Consider the following 21,935-nt stretch of genomic DNA (forward strand, 5'->3'; position numbering starts at 1 on the left):
ACTACGCCTGCCATTTCGATGTTGCCGATCATTTTTCGCCGCTGGTCATTTCTCGCCGGTGTCGTACCCACGACGTATCGCACCTGCGGCCTTCTCGATGTCGAGCGGCTTCGCCTTTGCCGACGAACTCAACTGCCACGGAACGCTCGTCACCATCACCCCTGGCTGGAAGAGCAGGCGACTCTTGAGGCGAAGTGCGCTTTGGTTGTGCAGGATCTGCTCCCACCAGTGTCCGACGACGTACTCGGGGATGAACACGGTGACGACGTCACGCGGAGCGTCGCGTCGTACACGCTTGACGTAGTCGAGAACCGGCTTGGTGATTTCGCGGTACGGCGACTCGATCACCTTGAGCGGAACCGTCACGTCGCTCTTCTCCCACTCACGCACGAGTGCACGCGTGTCGGGCTCGTCCACGTTGACCGTGATGGCTTCAAGAGTGTCCGGTCGCGTGGCTCGCGCGTAGGCGAGAGCCCGCATGGTCGGCATGTGCAGCTTCGAGACGAGCACGATCGAGTGCGTGCGACTGGGCAGCACGCCGTCCCACTCCTGCTCTTCGAGCTCGGCCGCCACGCTGTCGTAGTGCTTGCGGATCATCTTCATCACGATGAAGATCGCGACCATCGCGACGATGGCGATCCACGCGCCGGCGGCGAACTTGGTGATCAGAACGATGATCAAGACGGTGGCGGTCATGGCCAGACCGATCGAATTGATCACTCGCGAGCGCTGCATGCGGGCCCGCTGTGCCTTGTCGGTCTCGGACTTCAAATGCCGAGTCCAGTGCTTGATCATGCCCGTCTGACTGAGCACGAACGAGACGAAGACGCCGACGATGTACAGCTGGATGAGCTTGGTGACCTCGGCGCCGAACACCACCACGAAGGCGATGGCAGCACCGGACAGGAAGAGGATTCCGTTGCTGAAAGCCAGTCGGTCGCCGCGCGTGTGCAGCTGACGCGGTAGGTACCGGTCCTGCGCCAGGATCGACCCGAGTACCGGGAATCCGTTGAAGGCGGTGTTCGCGGCCAGAACCAGGATCAGTGCCGTGACGATCGCCATGAAAAAGAATCCGATCGGGAAACCACTGAACACGGCCTCGGCGATCTGCGCGATCAGTGTCTTCTGGTGGTACCCCTCCGGCGCTCCGACCAGCTGTTCCTGGGGATTGTGCGCGTAGACGATGCCGATCTTCTGAGCCAGGATGATGATGCCCATCAGCAAGACGATGGCGATCGATCCGAGCAGCAGCAAGGTAGTGGCAGCGTTGCGCGACTTCGGCTTCTGGAACGCCGGTACGCCGTTGCTGATGGCCTCGACGCCGGTCAGTGCCGCACAGCCCGAGGAAAATGCGCGGGCGATCAGGAACGCGAAGGCGATTCCGTACAGATGCGAATCCTCGGCGTTCAGCGTGAACGACGACGATTCCGCGTGCACATCCTCACCGAGGACGTAGATCCGGAAGAATCCCCACCCGAGCATCAGGAACATACCGACGATGAATGCGTACGTCGGAATTGCGAACGCGGTGCCGGATTCACGGATACCGCGAAGGTTGACCGCCGTCAGCAACACGATCGCCGCGACCGCGAACAACACCTTGTGCTGCGCGACGAACGGCAGAGCCGAGCCGATGTTCGACGCCGCCGACGAAATCGACACCGCGACGGTCAGCACGTAGTCGACCATCAGCGCGCTACCGACGGTCAGACCGGCGGTCGGGCCCAAGTTGACCGTTGCTACCTCGTAGTCGCCGCCACCGGACGGGTAAGCGTGCACGTTCTGGCGGTAACTCGCCACCACCACAGCCATGACGATGGCCACGGACAAACCGATCCAGGGCGTGTACGCGTACGCGGAAATTCCGGCGACAGAGAGGACCAGGAAGATTTCTTCGGGGGCATACGCGACGGACGACATCGCGTCGGACGCGAAGACCGGTAGTGCAATTCGCTTGGGTAGCAGCGTGTGCCCGAGTTTGTCGCTTCGGAACGGCCGACCGAGCAGGAGCCGCTTGGTAGCGGTCGAGAGCTTAGACACGTGCAAAGCGTAAGCCGTCGCACCCGATTCGGAGTCATCAGCGCCCCAACTTCACCTTTTGTCGTGACAACCGGCACGCAGGCGACCGTTGTACTTGCTCTTCCCGTGAGGGGCTGTACCGTTCGATTCGGCGTGCAATCGCGCCACGAGGGTCCATGAACGGAGTAGGGCGTGTATGTCGTCATCATGGGGTGCGGTCGGGTGGGTTCGTCCCTCGCCGCGTCTCTGACCAGGATCGGACACGAGGTCGCCGTCATCGACCGCGATCAGAGTGCGTTTCTGCGTCTCGATCTCGACTTCCCGGGAACCAAGGTTCTGGGAATGGGGTTCGACCGTGACGTGCTGGTCCGGGCCGGCATCGAGCGCGCCGACGCCTTTGCCGCGGTGTCCTCGGGAGACAATTCCAACATCATCGCAGCACGCGTCGCACGCGAGACTTTCGGCGTCGAACGCGTCGTCGCACGTATTTACGATGCCAAGCGTGCCGCCGTCTACGAGCGGCTCGGCATTCCCACCGTCGCCACCGTGCCGTGGTCGACCGATCGTTTCCTGCACACGCTGACCAAGGAAAGTCAGACAGCGAAGTGGCGCGATCCTTCGGGCACTGTTGCCATCACCGAACTTGCCCTGCACGAGGATTGGGCGGGCAAGCCGATCGCACTCCTCGAGGGCGCGACCAGTTCGAGAGTCGCCTTCATCATCCGCTTCGGGACCGGCATCCTCCCCGACCGCAAGACCGTCATCCAGGCCGACGATCAGGTCTACATCGCCGCCGTGTCGGGAACCGTCGCCGAGGCGATCGCACTGGCCGGCAACCCGCCGCCGAGCGACGACTGAGGAAGGCTGCAGATGACTGATCCGAACGCCGTCCCTCACAACAAACCTGCGACTGTGTTGCACTACACCGTGATTGGAAGTTCTCGATGAAGGTCGCCATCGCCGGAGCCGGCGCCGTAGGCCGCTCCATTGCGCGAGAGCTGATTCGAAGCTCACATGACGTCATGCTGATCGAACGCAAACTCGATCACATCGAACCGGAGTCGGTACCCGAGGCGAAGTGGGTACACGCGGACGCCTGCGAACTCAGCCGACTCGAGGACGCGTCGATGGAGTCGTACGAGGTCGTGATTGCCGCGACCGGAGACGACAAGGCAAACCTGGTCCTCAGTCTGCTCGCGAAAACCGAATTCGGAGTTCGCCGAGTTGTCGCCCGCGTCAACGATCCCCGCAACGAATGGCTCTTCGACGAGTCGTGGGGCGTCGACGTCGCCGTCTCGACACCGCGGATGCTCGCTTCGCTCGTCGAAGAGGCCGTCTCCGTCGGTGACCTGGTCAAACTGATGACACTGCGGCAGGGACAGGCCAACCTCGTCGAAATCACGTTGCCCGACAACACACCTCTTGCCGGAAAAGCCGTCAAGAAGCTCGAACTACCGCGAGACTGCGCGTTGGTCACCATCTTGCGTGGGGGTCGTGTGATCGTTCCGCAGATGGACGATCCCATCGAAGGTGGTGACGAACTCCTGTTCGTCGCGGCCGTCGACGCCGAGGATCAGTTGCGCGTAGCACTCCGTCTAGAAAACTGACACGAGCAAACTGACACGAAAGGGAAACTCATGGCACAGGCACCCGAAAACACCGTAGTCACCGACAATCCAGGCCAGAGCCGCTACGAGATCCATGCCGACGGCGACCTTGCCGGGATCGAGGACTACACCACCTCCGGTGACGTCGTCTCGTTCAACCACACCGAGATCTACCCTGCCTTCGAAGGTTTCGGGCTGGCCGGGGTTCTCGTTCGCCAGGCTCTGGACGACCTACGAGCACGCGGCCTCAAGGTTCACCCGGTGTGCCCGTACGTCGTGAAGTTCCTCGACAAGCACCCTGAGTACCAGGACCTGATCAGCTGAGATCGCGGTCTTCGCGCGGCTTCGTCAGATTCACCGAGCCCACCTCTTCGGACCCCGTGTCCGTTGCGGTGGGCTCGCTGCTTTCAGGCCCCACAACCGGTTCAGGCTCGACGATCCGATCGGCCCTGCGCACGGCCCAGATGGTCACCAGCAGGACCAGACCCGTCAGCGGCCACCCCATGCCGATGCGGGCGACTGCGAGCCATCCGGTGTGGTCGGTGTCGTAGAGCTGTGACTGAACGAGATAGCGCGCACCGAAGACCAGAGCCCATGCAGCCGTCGCGATGTCGTAGAGGCGGACGGCAGAGCGGTGCTTGCGCCAAAGATTGCCGTGCCCGTTGAGGTAGCCCCAGATGATACCGACGAGAGGCCAGCGGACGAGGATGGAAATCAGGAAGACAGCGCCGTAAGCGAGGCTCGTGTAGATACCGAAGAGGAAATATCCTTTGGCGTCGCCGGTGCGATAGGCAATGAACGCGGATACTCCGACTCCGAGAAACCCGGAAATGGCGGGTTGGAGGGAATCCTTGCGGAAGAGTCGCCAGGCCGCGATCGCGACTGCGACGCCCAACGCGGCCCAGATTGCCGCGGTGAGGTTCCAGATGCTGTTGACCGGGACAAAAATCAGAATCGGTAAAGACGAATAGATCAGACCACTCAGCCCGCCGAGTTGGTCGATTACCGATCGCTGTTCTGTTTCAGTCACCTGTCGAGGGTGCCACAGTCACCGAGTTGCACGGTAAATGCGGGAAACGCGCCTATTCGCCGCGCAGTTCGTAGTAAGGGTTGAAGATCGCCTTGCGACCGTCCCGCTCGCCCACACGACCGCGGATCAGCAGGGTCTTACCGGTCTCGATTCCCGGGATCCGGCGACGCCCGATCCAGACGAGATTGATCACCTCGGTGCCGTCGAAGAATTCGGCCTCGATGCTTGCATTTCCGGACTTGGGACACGCGTCGACGCTACGGAGTCGGCCCACCATCGTGACCTCTTCACCGCGACGACAATCGCAGGCCTTCTGACCTCCGGAAGCCTTGTTGGACTCGGCCATTTCCTGGGCGTCCAACTGGTCGACGTCCTCGGTCAGACGCTGGGTCAGTCGACGAAAATATCCTGCGGCGGCGGGTGCCATTGCGCGCTCCTGCGAACATGTGTGACGCAAGGGTTTCGCGTCACGTGAAGGGCTGTGTGATCGCCACTGTAGACCCATTACGAGCGTGTAACCACACCGGTCAGTCCGCGCCTCGGGGGCACCGGGCAAGATCAAAAGATGCAGATCTCAGAATCGGCGACCGTGGCCGTCGTTCTCCCAGGTACAGGCTCTGACGCCCACTTCGCAGACCGCGCATTCCGGGCGCCGCTAGCGGCTCTGGGTGTGCGCATCGTCGCAATTGAACCGGACCCTCGGCGTGTCGTGGACGGCTATCTGGACGCGATGGACAGAGCCGCGGACACGCACGGCCGAATCATTGTCGGAGGGGTCTCGATCGGGGCAGCCGTGGCGCTCCAGTGGGCCGCCGCCAACCCCGATCGAACAGTGAGTGTGTTGGCAGCGCTTCCGGCCTGGATCGGGTCGGCGGACGACGCACCCGCAGCGGCGAGCGCGAGGTTCACCGCAGGGCAACTGCGCTCCGAAGGTCTGGAGGCGGTGATCGCAGCGATGCTCGCGTCGAGTCCGGCGTGGCTCGGAGCCGAACTCGAGCGCTCCTGGCGCTCGCAGTGGCCCGATCTCCCGGCCGCGCTCGACGAGGCGGCGTCGTACCACTCGCTCAGCGAGAGCGCGTTACGGGCGGTGGGCGTTCCGGTCGGCATCGCTTCGGCAGTGGACGACCCGGTTCATCCCGCGTCGGTGGCGCAGGCCTGGGCGGATGCACTCCCCCGCGGCGCAGTCGCCACGACGACGCTCGACATGATCGGGCGCGACCCCGCCGTTCTCGGGTCCACCTGCATCAAAGCGCTCGCGGCGATCGATTCCGATACCACCGCGAGCGCTTGACAGAAACCTGAAAAACTCTGTTACTGACCCAATTGCTGCATGGCAGAACCGGATTCGCCGCTACGCGGCGGCGGGGTCGGCCGCGCCGGAGGTGCCGGCGGAGCAGGAGGAGCTGACTGCTGCTGTTGGGCGGCGACCTGTTGCTGCTGCGCTGCCGCCAACTGCTGCTCGTGCGCGGCCGCCAACTGCTCGGCAAGTACCTGCGGGAGCACGACGGGCAGCGGTGTCCGCACCGGATGCGGCTCTGATCCTCGGTTGACGACGGTGTCACGCAAGATGTCCCGTGCGATTGCCACCAGAGGGGCGTTCGCGGCGGTGGATCCACTCGGACCCGCGACCACGCAGCGCACCATCCACCGGGGACCGTCGACGCCGATGAACCGCAGGTCCATGTTGGCAGTCACCGCAGCCAGTTCACGGCCCCACGGGCCGTTCTCGACGCTCACCGCGGAATTGTCGTCGCGAAGCGACTGCGCGAGCTCGGCAACGACCTCACGCCACTGACCGGGCGATTTCGGGGCGGCGTAGGCAGCAACCGTGATGCGGCCGTGCTCGGTGACCAGGTGCACGGCCTGCGGCGAACCGTTGGGCGCCATCTCGACCTGCAACTGCCCGCCGGTCGGCATCGGCACCAGAACGGAACCGAGATCAAGACGCTGACCGTCACGGCCTGCCGTCGGATCGTCGGAATCGATCTCCGAGATGTCGTAAGGGCCTTCCGATTCGTCACCGAACTCGTCGCCGGTGACTTCGAGATCGTCTTCGGCCTCGTCGATCTCCACCGACTCGTCGTTCTCGTCACCGAAGAAGCTGGTGGTTTCCTCGTCGACGTCTGTCTTCTTCTTGCGTCCGAACATGATTCAGACTCCCTCTCCGACTACCGCGCCAGGCGCATCGGTATCGAGTATCGCGTGCCCGCCGCTGGAACCGTAGCCTCCGGTTCCTCTGGTCGTGTCGTCCAGCGATTCGACTTCCTCGAAAACCGGAAGTTCGACTCGTTGAACCACGAGCTGAGCGATTCGGTCACCGCGGCGGATGTCGATGGCTGTGGCCGGATCGAGATTGATCAAGCAGACCTTGAGTTCGCCCCGGTATCCCGCGTCCACGGTTCCGGGCGCATTCACGATCGACAGTCCCGATTTGGCGGCGAGTCCGGAACGCGGATGGATCAACCCGACGGTGCCCACCGGCAAAGCGATCGCGATCCCCGTTCCGACCAGTGTTCGGTGGCCGGGTTCGATGGTGACGTCGCTGGTGGAGCACAGATCCACACCCGCATCTCCGGGATGCGCACGCTGTGGAACGGGCAGGTCTGGATCCAGTCGCTTCAAGGCGATGGAGAGATGGTCGCTCACGTGGGCCAAGACTACTCGTAGCGACGGACTATCCTTGACAGGTGCCCGAAACATCTCGACCTGACGTCGCCACCACAACGCCCCCGTCCACGACGCTGTACTCCGAGCGCCTGTGGGTGCCGATCTGGTGGTGGATCGCCGGACTGGCCGTAGCCGGACTTCTCGCGGCCGAGGTCCACATGGGCCGCCCAGGGCTTCTCTCGTACCTGGCGTACGTCGTACTGCTCCCCATCCCGATCTGGGCCGCGTTCTGGCTCAGCCGGATGCGCGTCGAGGTGGTGGAGACAGCAGGGGTGAAAGAACTGCACGTGGGTAGAGCCCACCTGCCGGTCGAACTGATTTCACGGGCGGCAGCAGTGCCGGCATCCGCGAAGAGCGCGGCGATGGGGCGCCAACTCGATCCGTCGGCGTTCGTCCAACATCGCCCATGGGTCAAGACAATGGTGTTGATCGTGCTCGACGATCCGGAGGATCCCACACCGTACTGGTTGGTGAGCACACGTCGTCCCGCTGATCTGCTGGCTGCGCTGGATCGCTGACCAGCGCGGTCACAGCAAAGCAGTACTCCCCGACCCTTGGTCGACCCTCGAGATGACGGGTCGACCACCGGGAAGGGAGATCAGGCAGCGCAGTCCATGCATACGAGCTGTCCGTTGGCATCACTGGCCAGGCGGCTGCGGTGATGGACCAGGAAGCAGCTCGAACATGTGAACTCGTCTGCCTGCTTCGGAACCACTCGAACCGAGAGTTCCTCGCCGGAAAGGTCGGCACCCGGCAGCTCGAAGGACTCCGCCGTGTCCGTCTCGTCGATGTCGACGACGGCTGACTGCGCTTCGTTGCGTCGCGCCTTCAGCTCTTCGAGCGAGTCCTCCGAAACCTCGTCGGACTCTGTACGCCTCGGTGCGTCGTAGTCAGTTGCCATCTCGTCTACCCCATCCTCTTCGTGTATCCCGGTCCCGTGTGCGCCGAGAATCCGGTAGATCCTTGATGCGCATGGAAACCGCCGTGGCATCCAGATCATTCCCTGTCGCTGCATAACGCTGCAGGACTGGAATTAGTGCCCGGAAGTTCCTTCCGAGAACGTGATCTGCGCCTCATTTGGTTGTCATTTCGGCGTCCTGCCGATGCCCAGTTGAACGACCTGGGCCGCCAGACAGTAGCCGACGCGAGCACGAAAGTAGTAACCGAATCGGAAATTTCCGAAAAATGACTACGAATTGTCACCAAGGCAAGAGCAAGCTGTGACCTTTCGGCGATGTTTTCGGGCCGAATCCGGGTAGAAACAGGCCGGTAATCGGCCAACTGCCGTTTCGCAATCGACAAGGGCTCGACGCGTCGAGCCTCGCTTCGGCTGTCTCGTCACACAGGCCCTCTAAGGTAGGCACCGAACGTCATGCCGGCACCGCTCGGCCCGATGGCGAAGTACAAGTTTCGTCAAGAAAGTCGAGGGATACCGTGGTTTCTCTGATCACCGAAGGCAGCTCTACCGACGACCAGGGACGTCCGTTCCGCCGTCGGCGCGCGTGGCCGGTGATCGCCGTGTTCGCGGTACTCGCATTGATCGGCAGTGTCTTGTGGGTCCGAATCCTGAGCGCCGAGGCCGAAGTCAGTGACACCGTGGCGTGCAATCTTCCGCAGCCTTCCTCCGATCCTTCGGCAGCGGCGCCGCTACCGCTGGGAACCGTCGTGGACCGGTCGAAGCTGCTCGACGTCGATCCCGCTCCCCTGGCCGCCACCAAGGTTCGCGTATTCAACGCCAACGGTGAGCACGGGCAGGCCGCCCAGGTGGCAGCGCAACTGAGCGAGTTCGGCTTCGCCAGCGCGCCGGACGTCCAGGTCGGAAACGACCCTGTCTACGTCGACCAGAACATGGAGTGCCAGGGTCAGATCCGCTTCGGAGCGAACGGCCTCGCCGCCGCCAGTTCCGTGTGGCTGGTCGCCCCCTGTGCCGAACTGGTCCAGGACGGCCGCGGCGACGACACCGTCGACTTGGCTCTGGGCACCTACAACAAGGGCGCCCTGACGCCCAACACCGACGCCACCGCGATCCTGCACGCTCTGGCCGAGCAGCCCGCGAACGCCGAAGTCGCCCCGATGGACATCGCACTGCTCAAAGCAGCCCGCACCGCGCGCTGCTGACAAATCCTGGTTCGACCTCAGCTCGGAATCGGCTGATCCGCGCCACTCACGCTGAGCATCTGCGCGAACTGATCCGCGATCGCCGGAGCGACGGCGTAGACGACCTCGCCGTCAGCCGAAGTGGAATTGGGCGACGGGACGTTGATCACGGCGCCCGCTTCGGAAGCGATCAGGGAGCCCGCTGCCCAGTCCCACGGACTCAGTCCGTGTTCGAAGTGAGCGTCCACCCGGCCGGTGGCAACCATGCACAGATCCAACGCAGCCGAACCGATACGTCGGATGTCGCGGACCTGCGGCAAGATCTGCCCGATCAACGTGCCCTGCACCTTCCGGCGATCCGCTCCGTATCCGAAGCCGGTGGCCAACAGCGCCATTGACAGTTCGGTCACCGCATTGGCCTGCAGGTCGCTGACGACGCCGTCGGCCGTGGTCATGGTTGCACCGCCGCCCAGATGCGCGGCGTACGTGGTTTCGAGCGACACGTCGACGACAGCCCCGGCTACCGAGACCCCGTCGATCTGTACGGCCACCGAGATGGCGAACGCGGGGATTCCGTAGAGAAAATTGACGGTGCCGTCGATGGGGTCGACAACCCATCGAACTCCCGCGGCATCGTCGGTGTCTCCCCCACCTTCCTCACCCAAGATCGAATCTGCAGGCCGCAATTGCGCCAAAAGGTCGCGAATCACCTGTTCGGTTTCGGTATCGACCACCGTGACGGGATCGGTGGGCGTGCTCTTCGCAGCAACCGAACCACCTTCGGCGGCACCGGAACCCACCAGGCCGAATACCTCGGGCCGACGCAAGCGGACGTGTTCGGCCGCGCGTTCGGCGACGGCTACGGCAACTGCCCGCAATTGTGCGGGGTCCAGCGAATCGGCGGAAAAGTCGGGCAACGTTCTTTCTGAAGGGCGCACCGGACCATCGCAACACATCTGCACCGAGGGGCACCACTCGAACGCCTCGAGTCGGACAGGTTCGAGAGCACGCGCCCGGGTACCCGTTCGGGTTAGTGTTTGCAGCGGTAGATCGTGACCTCGAATTCGACACTCAGGAGCGCAGGACGATGACAACCACAGGTTTCGGGATCGACGTCGGCGGCAGCGGCGTCAAGGGCGGCACGATCGACCTGAGCACCGGGGAAATGATCGGTGACCGCATCAAGATCCTGACCCCGCAGCCTTCGACGCCCGACGCGATCGCGGGCACTGTCGCCGAAATCGTCGAGCAGGCCAAGTGGACCGGTCCGGTCGGCATCACCTTGCCCGCGGTTGTGACCGGCGGCGTCGCGCGCAGCGCTGCGAACATCGACAAGTCGTGGATCGACACAGACGCGGCAGCGCTCTTCGGCAAGGCACTGGGAGGGCGCGACGTAACCGTCCTCAACGACGCCGACGCTGCCGGAATCGCCGAGGACTCGTTCGGAGCGGGCAAGGACACCTCCGGCGTCGTGATCTTGTTGACCTTCGGCACCGGAATCGGATCGGCCGTGCTGCACAACGGAGTTCTGTTGCCCAACACGGAGTTCGGTCACCTCGAAGTCGACGGCAAGGAAGCCGAGCACCGAGCGGCGTCGTCGGTGAAGGAAAAAAAGGACTGGAGCTACAAGGAGTGGGCCGTCGAGGTCTCGCGAGTTCTGACCACCTTCGAGAACCTGCTCTGGCCCGACCTCTTCATCGCCGGCGGCGGAATCAGCCGCAAGCACGAGAAGTGGATTCCGCATCTGACCAACCGCACGAAGGTCGTCCCTGCCACCCTTCTCAACACTGCGGGAATTGCCGGAGCTGCGCTCGCGTCGGTCGGACTGACCAGGCCGGCGCCCGTCGCCGGATGAGAAAACCCGCACGTGAAAAGGTGAAAATCTACCTGTTACGGCCCGCCGTGACGTAAGAGTTTCCTGAGAGTCGTTACAATGGTGAAGTCCGGCTGCGCGCCGGCCAACAACCATTGACCTCTCCGCCGGATCACCACTCTGGCGTGACGCCGCACGACACCGTCACGAAAGGGCGTACGTGGCAGCCACCGATACACGTCAGACTGCTGATTCTCCATCAGAGTCAGAGCCACAATCTCCAGCCGTGGAGGCGGCCACCGTCACCGCTCCGGCAGCCAAGAAGGCTCCGGCGAAAAAGGCCCCCGCCAAGAAGGCAGCAGCAAAGAAGGCTCCGGCCAAGAAAGCTCCCGCCAAGAAGGCAGCAGCAAAGAAGGCCAGCCCCAAGAAGGCCGGCGATCCTGACGCCGAAGACGGCGATGTCGAGTTGGAAGACATCGACATCACGGACGGCGACCTCGCTGAGGTCGAGTCCGATGTCGTCGAGGTCGTAGCAGTCGGCGAAGACGAAGAAACCGCTGCGGAACCGTCCGAGAAGGACAAGGCTTCCGGCGACTTCGTCTGGGACGAAGAAGAGTCCGAGGCCCTCCGTCAGGCACGCAAGGACGCCGAACTGACGGCGTCCGCCGACTCGGTTCGCGCCTACCTCAAGCAGATCGGCAAGGTCGCACTCCTCAACGCCGAAGAGGAAGTCGAACTGGCCAAGCGCATCGAGGCCGGCCTCTACGCCGTCCAGATCATGCAGGATCTCGCCGACAAGGGTGAGAAGCTGCCTGCGGCTCAGCGACGCGACATGAGCTGGATCTGCCGCGACGGAAACCGCGCCAAGAACCACCTCCTCGAAGCCAACCTCCGACTCGTCGTCTCGCTCGCAAAGCGATACACGGGCCGCGGCATGGCCTTCCTCGACCTCATCCAGGAAGGCAATTTGGGCCTGATCCGTGCAGTCGAGAAGTTCGACTACACCAAGGGCTACAAGTTCTCGACCTACGCCACGTGGTGGATCCGTCAGGCCATTACCCGCGCCATGGCCGACCAGGCCCGCACCATCCGTATCCCGGTGCACATGGTCGAGGTCATCAACAAGCTCGGCCGTATCCAGCGTGAGCTGCTCCAGGACCTGGGCCGCGAGCCCACGCCCGAGGAACTCGCCAAGGAAATGGACATCACGCCGGAGAAGGTGCTGGAAATCCAGCAGTACGCGCGTGAGCCCATCTCGCTCGACCAGACCATCGGCGACGAGGGCGACAGCCAGCTCGGTGACTTCATCGAAGACTCCGAAGCTGTTGTCGCAGTCGACGCCGTCTCGTTCACCTTGCTGCAGGATCAGCTGCAGTCGGTCCTCGAGACACTGTCCGAGCGTGAAGCAGGCGTGGTTCGCCTGCGCTTCGGCCTCACCGACGGTCAGCCGAGGACTTTAGACGAAATCGGACAGGTCTACGGCGTCACGCGTGAGCGTATCCGCCAGATCGAATCGAAGACGATGTCGAAGCTGCGCCACCCGTCGCGTTCGCAGGTTCTGCGCGACTACCTCGACTAGTCACACCGGTCAAGAGAAAAGAGCCGTTCTCCGGGTTTCCGGAGAACGGCTCTTTTGCGCGCCCCGCCTCAGGCCAGGAGTGTGCCCCTGAGTTGTGCGATATCGCCCTCACTCAAGTGCAAGCCGTCCCGGACGTAGTTGTCGAAGTTGCCGTACACCCGATCCACCGTGGCGAAAGACGTGTCCAGCCAAGACTGTTCGACGCCGTCGATGAACGCGCTCCCCGTTCGAGGTCCGGTGAGGTACTGGTTGCTGAGCATGTAGTCGGCGTTCACGTCCGTGCGGCTCACACCGAGGAGTGTCAGGAGTACCGCGGTCATCCAGCCGGTCCGGTCCTTGCCCGCCGAGCAGTGGTAGAGGACTGCACCGTCGGTGTTCGCGACGTTCGCGAGAGCGTCGTGGAATGCGCGGGTCGCCCCCGGATCGGTCACCATCAACGCGTACATCGTGGGCATGTCCACCAGAGCCGGGAGGTTGGCCGGATTGGTTCCGATGACGTCGAACCAGTTGCTTCGTGCCCCCTCCGGAATGCGGTCCTGCGAGAGCGTACGTTCGACGACGGTGCGGAAGTCGTCCACCGATTCCACTCCGCGTTCGCTCAACGACGACAGATCCGACGGTGTCAGCTTGTCGAGGGCGTTCGAGCGAAACACTTTCCCCCACCGAACCGTGTGCCCGTCCTCGGTGACGTAGCCGCCGATGTCCCGCGCGTTCGACGCTCCCTCGAGGTGCAGTGATCGGTCCGCGGTAGCCTGCGCAGCTGCGGGTCCGGCCTGTTCGAGTGCGGAAATTCCACCGGCGAGCGCCGGGACCGGAGCACACGCGAGGATCGCCGCACACAGGAGTGTCGCGGCCGGGCGGGAGATTCTGTTCGACATCCGGACAGGATAGGACCGCAATCAGGACTTCGTACGAACCTTGATGTACAACGAGGCAACCGGTTCGATAACTCTTGCCGCCACCGGACCGATCACTGCCATCAGGAGTACGTAAGCCGTTGCCAATGCCGCCAATTCGGCGTCGACAGCCCCGGCGGACACTGCGAGCCCGGCGATGATGATGGAAAACTCACCGCGGGCGATCAGAGCAGCACCGGCGCGCGCCTGGCCCATTCGCGCGACACCCTGACGTCTGGCTGCCCATGCCCCGGTGATCAGCTTCGTGATCGCGGTGACGACGGCAAGGATCGCGGCCCACCCGAGAACCGGCGGAATGGAACTGGGATCGGTGTTGAGACCGAAGACCACGAAGAACATCGCGGCGAACAGATCCCGCAGTGGCTCGAGCACGCGACTGGCGTTGTGTGCGGTCGAACCGGAGATCGCGATTCCGAGGAGGAACGCACCCACAGCGGCCGACACCTGCATCGCCGAGCTGATACCGGCAACCAACAGCGCGGCACCGAGCAGTTTGAGCAGCAGCGTCTCACTGTCCGGGCTGTCGAGGAGCGCCGAAACGTACCGTCCGTACCGCAGTGCCACAACCAGAACCACGGTGATGACCAACAACGAGATGCCGACCGCTTCGAGTCCACCCAGGAAGCTGACGCCGGCGAGCATTGCGGTCAGAATCGGCAAGTACAGCGCCATTGCCAGATCTTCGAACACCAGAATCGACAGGACGACCGGCGTTTCGCGGTTACCGAGGCGCCCCAGGTCGCTGAGCACCTTGGCGATGATGCCCGAAGACGAGATGTAGGTGACGCCGGCCATGACCGTCGCCCCCACAATGCCCCAGCCGAGAATCAAGCCGACGACCGCGCCGGGAGTTGCGTTGAGAACGATGTCGACGATGCCCGCTACTCGCGAGCGTTTGAGACCGGTCACGAGTTCGGCCGCGGTGTATTCGAGCCCCAACAGCAACAAGAGCAGGACGATCCCGATCTCACTGGCCAGATGAGAGAACTCGCCGATGTCCCCGAGCTGGATGAAACCGCCCTGCCCGAAGCACAGGCCGCCGATCAGGTAGAACGGGATCGGCGACATCCCGACGCGAGCAGCCAGCCGTCCGAGCAGTCCGAGCGCGAAGAAGACCGCGCCGAGTTCGATCAGTGCAAGGGTGGTTGTGTCCACGCGCCAGTCAGCCGTTGGCCAAGATTTTTGCCGCTGCGGCCAAACCGTCCGGTGTTCCGACTGCTACGAGTAGATCTCCCCCGGTGAAGGTGAAGTCGGGGTTCGGGGACGGGCTCACCTGGCCTGCGCGCATGACAGCGACGATGGAGACGCCGGTACGCGTGCGCATGCCGGTGTCACCGAGGGTCTGACCGTCGTAGCGCGAGCCGTCCTTGATGTAGAGCTGTTTGGTTCGAATTCCCGGAAGGTCGCGGTGCTCTTCTTCGAGCTGGGCAACGAGCTGTGGGGCACCCAGGAGATTGCTGAGCGCTGCCGCTTCCTCGGTGGTCAGAGGCAACGAGGCAGCACACGCGTCAGGGTCGTCTGCCTTGGACACGATGAGATCGGTATGACCGTCCCGATGGGTGACGACACCCACGCGACGACCGGAAGACAGAACAAAATCCTTGCGCGTCCCGATCCCCGGTAGTGGGGTGACTTCTACGTTCATATACCAACGGTAGCGCCGATCGGCGACCTGCATCGCGTGAGGGCCGTAATCCGCTTGGCGCCGTTCGCGGTGGGCGTACCGGCGACCTACCGAACCGGCGGAAATACGCCGTTCTCGTCCGGAAAATACTCGACGACAGCGGTGACGGCAGCGACCGGAATCGGGGCGTACAGATGCGGGAAACGCATCGATTCCGGGTCCGAGGGAACACCGGGTTCGTACTTCACCTGACCACCGAGCAAGGCCGGATCGATCGCGAGAAGAACAATGTCGTTACGGCCGGCGAAGATCCGATTCGCCGGGAGATGAACCTGCGCCGGAGTCGACATGTGAACAAATCCCTCGGCCTCGAATCCGTCGGGGATGCGTTCACCGAGCTGTTGTGCCCGCGCCCATTCCTCGCGCGTGCACATGTGGAGCAACTCGACGCTCTCGTCGATACGTGGTTCGCGTCCCGGGTTCATCAGCCCAGAATATCGGGCTGACGTCGACGATTCGAATCAGCTGTCAGCGAACAATCTTCACCGAAGAATGCCTGCCCAGCGCATTTCCAGTGAGACACAACACTAAGAAACGGGTTCGGGAACAACCCGTAAACCCCAAACGTCTGTAAGAGTGGATCTACCGCGCCATTCCGACGCGGCGGACCAGGCCCCAGGCACGCGGCCCGAATGCCGCAAAGCCAGTACGGAGGAGTCATGCCCGGAACACTGACCAGCCCACAGTTGACCGCTGCCGACCGGTGCGACCGGTGCGGTGCCGGAGCACGCGTACGCGCCGTGCTTCCCACCGGCGGCGAGCTTCTCTTCTGCGGACACCACGCAACCGAACACGCGGATCGACTTCGCGAGATGAATGCCGTCGTCTCCGAAAGCGAACCCGCACTCTGACCTGTCAGCCGGGGGTGGCCTCTTCACGAGGCGCGCCATGAACGCCAGAACGGGCGATCACAATCACTGTGATCGCCCGTTCTGCCGTTCCGGGGCCGGTATCAGCTGCTACCAGCTGCGTAGGATCGCGATGCGCTCGGTCAGCTGATCGACGGTCGCGATGGCCGTCGGCGGGCCGCCGCACACCCGGCGCAGTTCCGCGTGAATGATGCCGTGGGGCTTACCGGTGCGGTGAACGTTCATCGCTACCAACCCGTTCAACTCCTTGCGGAGCGCACCGAGTTGATCTGCCGTCGCCGCTCGATCGGATACCACTGCCGCAGTGGGTTGCGGGGCGGCGGCCTTGGCCGAGTTGGCCTCGACCTGCGTCTGCTGACGTTGACGCAGCAGCGCCCGCATCTGATCGGCGTCGAGTAGGCCGGGGAGTCCGAGATAGTCGGCTTCCTCGTCACTTCCGGCGAATGTCGCGGTGCCGAAGGATGATCCGTCGTAGATCACCTGGTCGAGCTCGGCGTCGGCACCCAGGGACGTGAACGCCTTCTCCTCCTCGCCCAGTTCGTCCTTCTGCTTGTTCGCATCGGCGAGCAGGTCGTCTTCGAGGCCGTCCTTCTCACGATGAGGCTTCCCGAGGACGTGGTCACGCTGAGCCTCGAGCTGTGCGGCAAGGTCGAGGAGCACCGGTACCGAAGGCAGGAAGACGCTGGCAGTCTCGCCCTTGCGACGCGAACGCACGAAGCGCCCGATCGCCTGAGCGAAGTACAGCGGGGTCGACGCGCTGGTCGCGTACACACCGACAGCCAGACGGGGAACGTCGACGCCCTCGGACACCATCCGGACCGCGACCATCCATTTCTGGTCGCTTGCACCGAATTCGGCGATTCGCTTGGAAGCGGTGGGGTCGTCGGACAGCACGACGGCCGGCTGTTCGCCGGTGATCGCGGCGAGCGCCTTCGCATACTCACGGGCCACTGTCTGGTCGGTCGCGATGACAAGTCCACCCGCATCGGGCATACCGGTACTGCGCAGCTGCGCCAAACGGGTGTCTGCTGCGTGCAGCACGGCAGGAATCCAGTCCCCGGCAGGGTCCAAGGCCGTCCGCCAGGCCCGAGTCGTCTGCTCGGCGCTCAGCGGCTCGCCGAGCCTGGCGGTGAATTCCTCACCCGCGTTGTTGCGCCACCGCGCTTCGCCCGAGTAGGCGAGAAACACGACGGGTCGCACCACGCCGTCCTTGAGCGCATCCGAATATCCGTAAGAGTGATCGGCTTTCGAGCGGAGCAGACCTTCCTTGTCCGGCTCGTACTCGACGAAAGGAATGGCGCTGTCGTCACTGCGGAACGGCGTTCCGGTCAGCGCGAGCCGCCTGGTCGCGTCGCCGAAAGCCTCACGAATGGCGTCGCCCCAGCTTTTCGCGTCGCCGCCGTGGTGGATCTCGTCGAGGATGACCAGCGTCTTGCGGCCTTCTGTGCGCACACGGTGCTTCGACGGGTGCGAAGCAACCTGGGCGTAGGTCAGCACGACTCCGTGATAGTCACTCGAGGTCTGGCCGGTAGAGTTGGAGAACCGCGAGTCCAATGCCAGGCCGGAGCGCTGAGCGGACTCGGCCCACTGGTGCTTGAGGTGCTCGGTCGGAGCAACGACGGTGATCTGGTCGACCGTCCGGTCGCGGAGCAATTCCGAAGCTACTCGCAGAGCGAAGGTCGTCTTGCCTGCTCCTGGCGTTGCGACCGCCAGGAAGTCACGGGGACTGCTGGAAAGGTATTTGGTCAGTGCACGGCGCTGCCATGCACGAAGGGAACCGGTAGGGGCGCCAGGCTGGGTTCCCGCGGATTGGGCTCCGGCGGGTTCGGTCGAATTGCCGAGTTCGGCTGCCACGGTCTCAGACGTCATAGGCCGCGCCTCCACTGGAATCGCACTGTTGTCTCGCGCTCCTCGAATTTTCATCAATGTCCGGCGACGAGCCTAGCCGCCGCCACCGACGAAAGCCGCACTCGAAGCGCGTACTCATGGCCGTTCTCACTCCGGCCGGCGAGCTTTCACTGCCCTCGCATCCTGCCGACCTGCACGCGAATTGTCTCAGAAATGTGCGACACGTCGGCGCCATGGTTGGGCAACCGGGTGTGTCGTCAGGGATGCTGGAGACATCATGAGTGAAGCGCGAGGCGAGAAGTCGAGCGGAAGTGATCTGCACCACCGCAGATGGCATCCGCTACGCCGCACCGGGCAGTTGATCGGTCGCACGCTGAGCAAGGCCTGGGACGATTCCATCTTCGGAAAGGCGGCTACGGCCGCGTTCTGGCAAACGCTGTCACTCGCTCCCCTGCTGCTCGGCCTTCTCGGGATGATCGGCTACATCGGTGGATGGTTCGGACCCAACACCGTCGAGATCATCGAATCCAAGATCGTCACGTTCAGCGGAACGATCTTCAGCGAAAGCGTCGTCGACCAGATCATCCGTCCGACCGTCACGGACGTTTTGCAGCGCGGACGGCCGGAAATCATCTCGGTCGGCTTCCTGCTCTCCCTGTGGGCGGGATCGTCGGCGATCAGTACGTTTGTCGACTCGGTCGTGGAAGCACACGGTCAGCAAGACGCACGCAATCCCATCTGGCAGCGCATCTTCGCCCTGCTGCTCTACGTGATGTTCCTGGTGATGGCGGTGTTCATCCTGCCGTTGGTGGCTCTCGGACCGACGCTCGTCGGGCGAGCACTGCCCGCCTCCTGGTACGAAGTCGGATCGAATCTGGTCGACACCTTCTACTACCCCGCGGTCGGCCTACTGGTGATCATCGGCCTCACGACGCTCTACAAGGTCGCTCTGCCGAAGTCGCTGCCGTGGCATCGACTCCTCGCCGGCGCTCTGGTCGCCGGTGTGTTCTTCATGGCCGCCAGCACCGGATTACGCTGGTACCTGGGATTTGTCACCAGCACCGGCTACACGTACGGCGCGCTGGCAACGCCGATCGCATTTCTGCTCTTCACCTTCTTCCTCGGTTTTGCCGTCGTGCTCGGCGCCGAGTTCAACGCGACGGTGCAGGAATTCTGGCCGGCTCGTGCCACCCGGATGGAGCAGATGCGAGAATGGCTCGCTTCTCAGAACACCGACGACGCCACGGGCCCGGTCACCAACCTGACCTGGCACCTGGCCACCAGCCCGATCCGCATCTCGGGCGACAAAGCGGATCCAGCCGCGGTTCCCTCGTACGGACGGCCGCGCAGCAGACAAACGGCGAGCAACCAAACGGAGTCGCGCCGGAACTCCTGCAACGACCAAGATCCTGTCGGCAAGCCGGACACAGACGCGAAGAGCCCGGCGTCCGACTGCGTCGAGGCTGTCGATCCACCGAGCTCTGGAAGTACCGCCGCTCGCGTGACCCGAGGTCAGTCGCCCTTACGGAGTCCTTCGTAAATCTTCTTGCAGTCCGGGCACACCGGTGATCCGGGCTTGGCGGACTTCGTCACGGGAAACACCTCGCCGCACAGTGCGACGACATGGGTGCCCATGACGGCGCTCTCGGCGATCTTGTTCTTCTTCACGTAGTGGAAGAACTTCGGGGTGTCGTCGTCGGTCGTTTCGTCGGTGGAGACGTCGGGACGTTCCTTGGTTTGAGTGCTCACCCCTCCAATAATGCCGTCTCCGTCACAGCGGTGCGACCTACGGGTCGTGTGCAATTGTCGGCCGAGAGTGGAACAGTGGAGTCATGGCACGAAATGGCGCGTTCGGCAGGTCCGACGAGGCCGGGACTCCCGACAATCCCGTACTGATCACCGAAGCGCAGAAGTCCGTCGAAGAACAGCACAAAGCCCGAGTGCGCAAGTACATGATCATCATGTCCTTCCGGTTCCCGGCGTTGATCCTCGCGGCGATCGCGTACGGCATCTGGGCCAACGCCTGGATCTCGATGCTCATCATCGGTGCATCCATTCCGCTTCCCTGGATCGCCGTCCTGATCGCCAACGACCGACCACCGCGCACCAAGGACGAGCCGAGTCGATACGACGGGCGAAAGAAGACCGCAGGCGAGATCGAATCCGCGACGCACCACACCATCGAAGGCTGACAAGTTCCGCCTGCGAGAATGACCGGGTGAGAAGCGAAACGCTCCTGTCCATCACCCCTGCGCTGCGTGAGGCTCTGCTTCGCAATCGATTCGACACCGGAACCATGCTCGACGCGCTGGGGCCCGAAGTTCACGCCGCTCTCGGCCGTAGTGAGCCGGTCCCTGTCCGCCGCGCCAGCCTCGAACACGGGGATCTGGGCGTTCTCATCAGACTGTTCCTTCTCGCCGATGACTGCCCGGCCGCCGATGTCGCTGCAGCGCTGGCTCCGTTGACAATGGCGCAGTGCGTCGACGCCGGTCTGCTCGAAGGTGAGAACTTCGACAGTGAGAACCCGCTGGTGCGGGCCGCGGTCGATCTTCGCCCCATCGACGTCGGCGACGGTGATCGTTGGGTGATCTCGGATCTCGACGGCGGAATCCGCCCGAAGAAGGCCACAGCCGATCACGTGCTCGGTGTCGGCCATGCATCGCTGTCCTTGTTGCAGGCGACGCCTACCGCGAGGGTCGGCAGCGTGCTCGACCTCGGCACGGGATGCGGCATCCAAGCCCTGCACGCGAACACGTATGCCGATTCGGTGACGGCAACCGACATCAATCAACGCGCGGTCGATCTGACGGCCGCGACCATGGTGCTCAACGGACTCGACGTCGAACTGCTTCAAGGGTCCTGGTTCGAACCTGTCGAGGGTCGAACCTTCGACCAGGTGGTCGCCAATCCCCCGTTTGTCGTCGGCGAGGCACGCGTGCATCACACGTACCGCGATTCCGGCCTCGATCTCGACGGTGCGAGCGAATTGATGATCTCCCGCTCGATCGACTACCTGAACCCCGGCGGCACGGCAGCACTGTTGGCGTCGTGGGTGCACATCGAAGGGCAGGACTGGCGTTCGCGGATCGCGTCGTGGCTGCCGGCGCATGGCGTCGATGCCTGGGTGGTCCAGCGCGACGTGGCGGACCCAGCTCTGTACGTCGGCACGTGGCTCAAGGACGGCGGGCAGGATCCACGGGACCCGGAAACGGCGTCCAGGGCGAACGCCTGGCTTGACCACCTCGAAGAAGCGGACGTCGAAGGCGTCGGATTCGGGTTCGTCTTCCTCCGGCGTACCGACTTCCCCACCGATCTGATGGCCGAGGACCTCATGCACGGATTCTCGGACCCACTCGGGGCCGAGTCGTCGGCGTACTTCGATCGTCTTGCCTGGTTGCGTGAACACGACGTCCTCGAGGAACGCTTCGTCCTCGATCCGGACACGGCTCTCGAACGCGTCTACCTCCCCGGTGACGAGGGATGGCAGCAAGTGGTCACGCGTGTGCACCGTGGCAACGGACCGCACTGGCAGCACGAGATCGACGAGCTCGGTGCTGCGCTGCTCGCCGGGCTCAGAGCGGACGGATTGGTGGTCGACGAACTGGTGGAACTTCTCGCCGCTGCGAACGGCGAAGACCCTGACCAACTACGTGAGGCCGTCGTCACACTGCTGGTCTCGCTGGTCCGTCACGGGTTGGTGCTTCCCGTCACGAATTGAGTTCCCGGCGAGTTGCAGATTTTTGTGTTCTCAGCAACTTCTCAGGACGACTGGGAAATAACTGCAGGTCACGGCGATTTAGCGGAA

General features: G+C 63.5%; 25 protein-coding genes. 12 read left to right on the forward strand and 13 right to left on the reverse strand.

The features are described from left to right. Window positions 1-45: 45 nt before the first annotated feature. Complete coding sequence (locus tag ACFWEM_RS10510; RefSeq protein WP_378533354.1) at window positions 46-2,040, reverse strand: APC family permease; 1,995 nt, start codon at window positions 2,038-2,040, stop codon at window positions 46-48. A gap of 171 nt (window positions 2,041-2,211) precedes the next feature. Between ACFWEM_RS10510 and ACFWEM_RS10515 the strand changes: the two genes are divergently transcribed. From ACFWEM_RS10515 to ACFWEM_RS10525, 3 genes are all read left to right on the forward strand, one after another. Next, a complete protein-coding gene (locus tag ACFWEM_RS10515; protein ID WP_283304515.1) occupies window positions 2,212-2,877 on the forward strand; it encodes a TrkA family potassium uptake protein in 666 nt (221 codons plus the stop codon). Window positions 2,878-2,963: 86 nt separating this feature from the next. Next, window positions 2,964-3,626 (forward strand): TrkA family potassium uptake protein, encoded by a 663-nt coding sequence (locus tag ACFWEM_RS10520; RefSeq protein WP_003942632.1) that lies wholly within the window; start codon window positions 2,964-2,966, stop codon window positions 3,624-3,626. Between the two features lie 30 nt (window positions 3,627-3,656). Continuing rightward, entirely contained in the window at window positions 3,657-3,950 is a 294-nt protein-coding gene (locus ACFWEM_RS10525; RefSeq protein WP_378533356.1) for a GNAT family N-acetyltransferase, read from the forward strand. On the opposite strand, the gene ACFWEM_RS10530 is transcribed toward ACFWEM_RS10525, so the two are convergent. Together ACFWEM_RS10530 and ACFWEM_RS10535 are read right to left on the reverse strand one after the other, a co-directional pair. After that, entirely contained in the window at window positions 3,943-4,656 is a 714-nt protein-coding gene (locus tag ACFWEM_RS10530) for a DUF3159 domain-containing protein (RefSeq protein ID WP_378533358.1), read from the reverse strand. The genes ACFWEM_RS10525 and ACFWEM_RS10530 overlap by 8 nt on opposite strands. Window positions 4,657-4,708: 52 nt before the next feature. Beyond that, window positions 4,709-5,083: an OB-fold nucleic acid binding domain-containing protein gene (locus ACFWEM_RS10535; protein ID WP_003942613.1), complete on the reverse strand. Its 375-nt coding sequence runs from the start codon at window positions 5,081-5,083 to the stop codon at window positions 4,709-4,711. A 138-nt stretch (window positions 5,084-5,221) separates the two neighbouring features. On the opposite strand from ACFWEM_RS10535, the gene ACFWEM_RS10540 reads away from it, so the two are divergent. After that, window positions 5,222-5,947, forward strand: coding sequence for an alpha/beta hydrolase (locus ACFWEM_RS10540; RefSeq protein ID WP_378533360.1), 726 nt, complete (start codon window positions 5,222-5,224; stop codon window positions 5,945-5,947). Between the two features lie 20 nt (window positions 5,948-5,967). Here the strand turns inward: ACFWEM_RS10540 and ACFWEM_RS10545 are convergent, their stop codons facing one another. Then, window positions 5,968-6,804, reverse strand: coding sequence for a DUF3710 domain-containing protein (locus tag ACFWEM_RS10545; protein ID WP_378533362.1), 837 nt, complete (start codon window positions 6,802-6,804; stop codon window positions 5,968-5,970). Window positions 6,805-6,807: 3 nt separating this feature from the next. Further along, window positions 6,808-7,302: a dUTP diphosphatase gene (gene dut / locus ACFWEM_RS10550; protein WP_003942635.1), complete on the reverse strand. Its 495-nt coding sequence runs from the start codon at window positions 7,300-7,302 to the stop codon at window positions 6,808-6,810. A 41-nt stretch (window positions 7,303-7,343) separates the two neighbouring features. On the opposite strand from dut, the gene ACFWEM_RS10555 reads away from it, so the two are divergent. Beyond that, window positions 7,344-7,841 carry a DUF3093 domain-containing protein gene (locus ACFWEM_RS10555; RefSeq protein WP_075833062.1) on the forward strand — a complete coding sequence of 166 codons (498 nt, stop codon included), beginning with the start codon at window positions 7,344-7,346 and terminating at the stop codon, window positions 7,839-7,841. 80 nt (window positions 7,842-7,921) lie between these two features. Here the strand turns inward: ACFWEM_RS10555 and ACFWEM_RS10560 are convergent, their stop codons facing one another. Beyond that, the gene (locus ACFWEM_RS10560) at window positions 7,922-8,224 is read right to left on the reverse strand and encodes a DUF4193 domain-containing protein (protein ID WP_003942593.1); all 303 of its coding nucleotides are present in this window, start codon (window positions 8,222-8,224) and stop codon (window positions 7,922-7,924) included. A 533-nt stretch (window positions 8,225-8,757) separates the two neighbouring features. Here ACFWEM_RS10560 and cei point away from each other — a divergent pair. After that, window positions 8,758-9,441 carry an envelope integrity protein Cei gene (cei, locus tag ACFWEM_RS10565; protein ID WP_378445822.1) on the forward strand — a complete coding sequence of 228 codons (684 nt, stop codon included), beginning with the start codon at window positions 8,758-8,760 and terminating at the stop codon, window positions 9,439-9,441. A gap of 17 nt (window positions 9,442-9,458) precedes the next feature. Here cei and ACFWEM_RS10570 read toward each other — a convergent pair whose 3' ends face one another. Further along, entirely contained in the window at window positions 9,459-10,337 is an 879-nt protein-coding gene (locus ACFWEM_RS10570; protein WP_378533364.1) for an inositol monophosphatase family protein, read from the reverse strand. 170 nt (window positions 10,338-10,507) lie between these two features. Here ACFWEM_RS10570 and ppgK point away from each other — a divergent pair, with 170 nt between their 5' ends. Both ppgK and ACFWEM_RS10580 read left to right on the forward strand, forming a co-directional pair. Continuing rightward, window positions 10,508-11,275 carry a polyphosphate--glucose phosphotransferase gene (ppgK, locus tag ACFWEM_RS10575; protein ID WP_378533366.1) on the forward strand — a complete coding sequence of 256 codons (768 nt, stop codon included), beginning with the start codon at window positions 10,508-10,510 and terminating at the stop codon, window positions 11,273-11,275. Window positions 11,276-11,387: 112 nt separating this feature from the next. Then, window positions 11,388-12,812 (forward strand): RNA polymerase sigma factor, encoded by a 1,425-nt coding sequence (locus ACFWEM_RS10580; RefSeq protein ID WP_370333980.1) that lies wholly within the window; start codon window positions 11,388-11,390, stop codon window positions 12,810-12,812. A 68-nt stretch (window positions 12,813-12,880) separates the two neighbouring features. On the opposite strand, the gene ACFWEM_RS10585 is transcribed toward ACFWEM_RS10580, so the two are convergent. The 4 genes from ACFWEM_RS10585 to ACFWEM_RS10600 form a co-directional block, all read right to left on the reverse strand. Further along, a complete protein-coding gene (locus ACFWEM_RS10585; RefSeq protein ID WP_378533368.1) occupies window positions 12,881-13,690 on the reverse strand; it encodes a tyrosine-protein phosphatase in 810 nt (269 codons plus the stop codon). Window positions 13,691-13,711: 21 nt separating this feature from the next. Continuing rightward, window positions 13,712-14,884: a cation:proton antiporter gene (locus ACFWEM_RS10590; protein ID WP_378445818.1), complete on the reverse strand. Its 1,173-nt coding sequence runs from the start codon at window positions 14,882-14,884 to the stop codon at window positions 13,712-13,714. A 7-nt stretch (window positions 14,885-14,891) separates the two neighbouring features. Next, window positions 14,892-15,374: a cation:proton antiporter regulatory subunit gene (locus ACFWEM_RS10595; protein ID WP_021344116.1), complete on the reverse strand. Its 483-nt coding sequence runs from the start codon at window positions 15,372-15,374 to the stop codon at window positions 14,892-14,894. An 86-nt stretch (window positions 15,375-15,460) separates the two neighbouring features. Next, entirely contained in the window at window positions 15,461-15,838 is a 378-nt protein-coding gene (locus ACFWEM_RS10600; RefSeq protein ID WP_378533371.1) for a DUF952 domain-containing protein, read from the reverse strand. A gap of 234 nt (window positions 15,839-16,072) precedes the next feature. On the opposite strand from ACFWEM_RS10600, the gene ACFWEM_RS10605 reads away from it, so the two are divergent. Beyond that, a complete protein-coding gene (locus ACFWEM_RS10605) occupies window positions 16,073-16,264 on the forward strand; it encodes a hypothetical protein (RefSeq protein ID WP_378533373.1) in 192 nt (63 codons plus the stop codon). Window positions 16,265-16,372: 108 nt separating this feature from the next. Here the strand turns inward: ACFWEM_RS10605 and ACFWEM_RS10610 are convergent, their stop codons facing one another. Then, a complete protein-coding gene (locus ACFWEM_RS10610) occupies window positions 16,373-18,151 on the reverse strand; it encodes a DEAD/DEAH box helicase (RefSeq protein WP_378533375.1) in 1,779 nt (592 codons plus the stop codon). 256 nt (window positions 18,152-18,407) lie between these two features. On the opposite strand from ACFWEM_RS10610, the gene ACFWEM_RS10615 reads away from it, so the two are divergent. Further along, entirely contained in the window at window positions 18,408-19,670 is a 1,263-nt protein-coding gene (locus tag ACFWEM_RS10615) for a YihY/virulence factor BrkB family protein (RefSeq protein WP_378533377.1), read from the forward strand. On the opposite strand, the gene ACFWEM_RS10620 is transcribed toward ACFWEM_RS10615, so the two are convergent. Further along, on the reverse strand, window positions 19,643-19,879 hold the full coding sequence (locus ACFWEM_RS10620; RefSeq protein WP_003942602.1) for a DUF3039 domain-containing protein: 237 nt from the start codon (window positions 19,877-19,879) through the stop codon (window positions 19,643-19,645). The genes ACFWEM_RS10615 and ACFWEM_RS10620 overlap by 28 nt on opposite strands. A gap of 83 nt (window positions 19,880-19,962) precedes the next feature. Between ACFWEM_RS10620 and ACFWEM_RS10625 the strand changes: the two genes are divergently transcribed. Together ACFWEM_RS10625 and ACFWEM_RS10630 are read left to right on the forward strand one after the other, a co-directional pair. Next, a complete protein-coding gene (locus tag ACFWEM_RS10625; RefSeq protein WP_019748237.1) occupies window positions 19,963-20,322 on the forward strand; it encodes a DUF3099 domain-containing protein in 360 nt (119 codons plus the stop codon). A 26-nt stretch (window positions 20,323-20,348) separates the two neighbouring features. Continuing rightward, complete coding sequence (locus tag ACFWEM_RS10630; protein ID WP_378533379.1) at window positions 20,349-21,848, forward strand: methyltransferase; 1,500 nt, start codon at window positions 20,349-20,351, stop codon at window positions 21,846-21,848. Window positions 21,849-21,935: the final 87 nt, after the last annotated feature.

The sequence above is a fragment of the Rhodococcus sp. NPDC060176 genome (genome assembly GCF_042728675.1).
Lineage (GTDB): Bacteria > Actinomycetota > Actinomycetes > Mycobacteriales > Mycobacteriaceae > Rhodococcus_F.

What these genes read in the sequence shown, in the direction of transcription:
- ACFWEM_RS10610 (WP_378533375.1), bottom strand. Translation starts at nt 18,151, where the DNA reads ATGACGTCTGAGACCGTGGCAGCCGAACTCGGCAATTCGACCGAACCC.
- ACFWEM_RS10625 (WP_019748237.1), top strand. Translation starts at nt 19,963, where the DNA reads ATGGCACGAAATGGCGCGTTCGGCAGGTCCGACGAGGCCGGGACTCCC.
- ACFWEM_RS10540 (WP_378533360.1), top strand. Translation starts at nt 5,222, where the DNA reads ATGCAGATCTCAGAATCGGCGACCGTGGCCGTCGTTCTCCCAGGTACA.
- ACFWEM_RS10595 (WP_021344116.1), bottom strand. Translation starts at nt 15,374, where the DNA reads ATGAACGTAGAAGTCACCCCACTACCGGGGATCGGGACGCGCAAGGAT.
- ACFWEM_RS10520 (WP_003942632.1), top strand. Translation starts at nt 2,964, where the DNA reads ATGAAGGTCGCCATCGCCGGAGCCGGCGCCGTAGGCCGCTCCATTGCG.
- ACFWEM_RS10535 (WP_003942613.1), bottom strand. Translation starts at nt 5,083, where the DNA reads ATGGCACCCGCCGCCGCAGGATATTTTCGTCGACTGACCCAGCGTCTG.
- ACFWEM_RS10560 (WP_003942593.1), bottom strand. Translation starts at nt 8,224, where the DNA reads ATGGCAACTGACTACGACGCACCGAGGCGTACAGAGTCCGACGAGGTT.
- ACFWEM_RS10525 (WP_378533356.1), top strand. Translation starts at nt 3,657, where the DNA reads ATGGCACAGGCACCCGAAAACACCGTAGTCACCGACAATCCAGGCCAG.
- ACFWEM_RS10605 (WP_378533373.1), top strand. Translation starts at nt 16,073, where the DNA reads ATGCCCGGAACACTGACCAGCCCACAGTTGACCGCTGCCGACCGGTGC.
- ACFWEM_RS10585 (WP_378533368.1), bottom strand. Translation starts at nt 13,690, where the DNA reads ATGTCGAACAGAATCTCCCGCCCGGCCGCGACACTCCTGTGTGCGGCG.
- ACFWEM_RS10545 (WP_378533362.1), bottom strand. Translation starts at nt 6,804, where the DNA reads ATGTTCGGACGCAAGAAGAAGACAGACGTCGACGAGGAAACCACCAGC.
- ppgK (WP_378533366.1), top strand. Translation starts at nt 10,508, where the DNA reads ATGACAACCACAGGTTTCGGGATCGACGTCGGCGGCAGCGGCGTCAAG.
- ACFWEM_RS10600 (WP_378533371.1), bottom strand. Translation starts at nt 15,838, where the DNA reads ATGAACCCGGGACGCGAACCACGTATCGACGAGAGCGTCGAGTTGCTC.
- ACFWEM_RS10615 (WP_378533377.1), top strand. Translation starts at nt 18,408, where the DNA reads ATGAGTGAAGCGCGAGGCGAGAAGTCGAGCGGAAGTGATCTGCACCAC.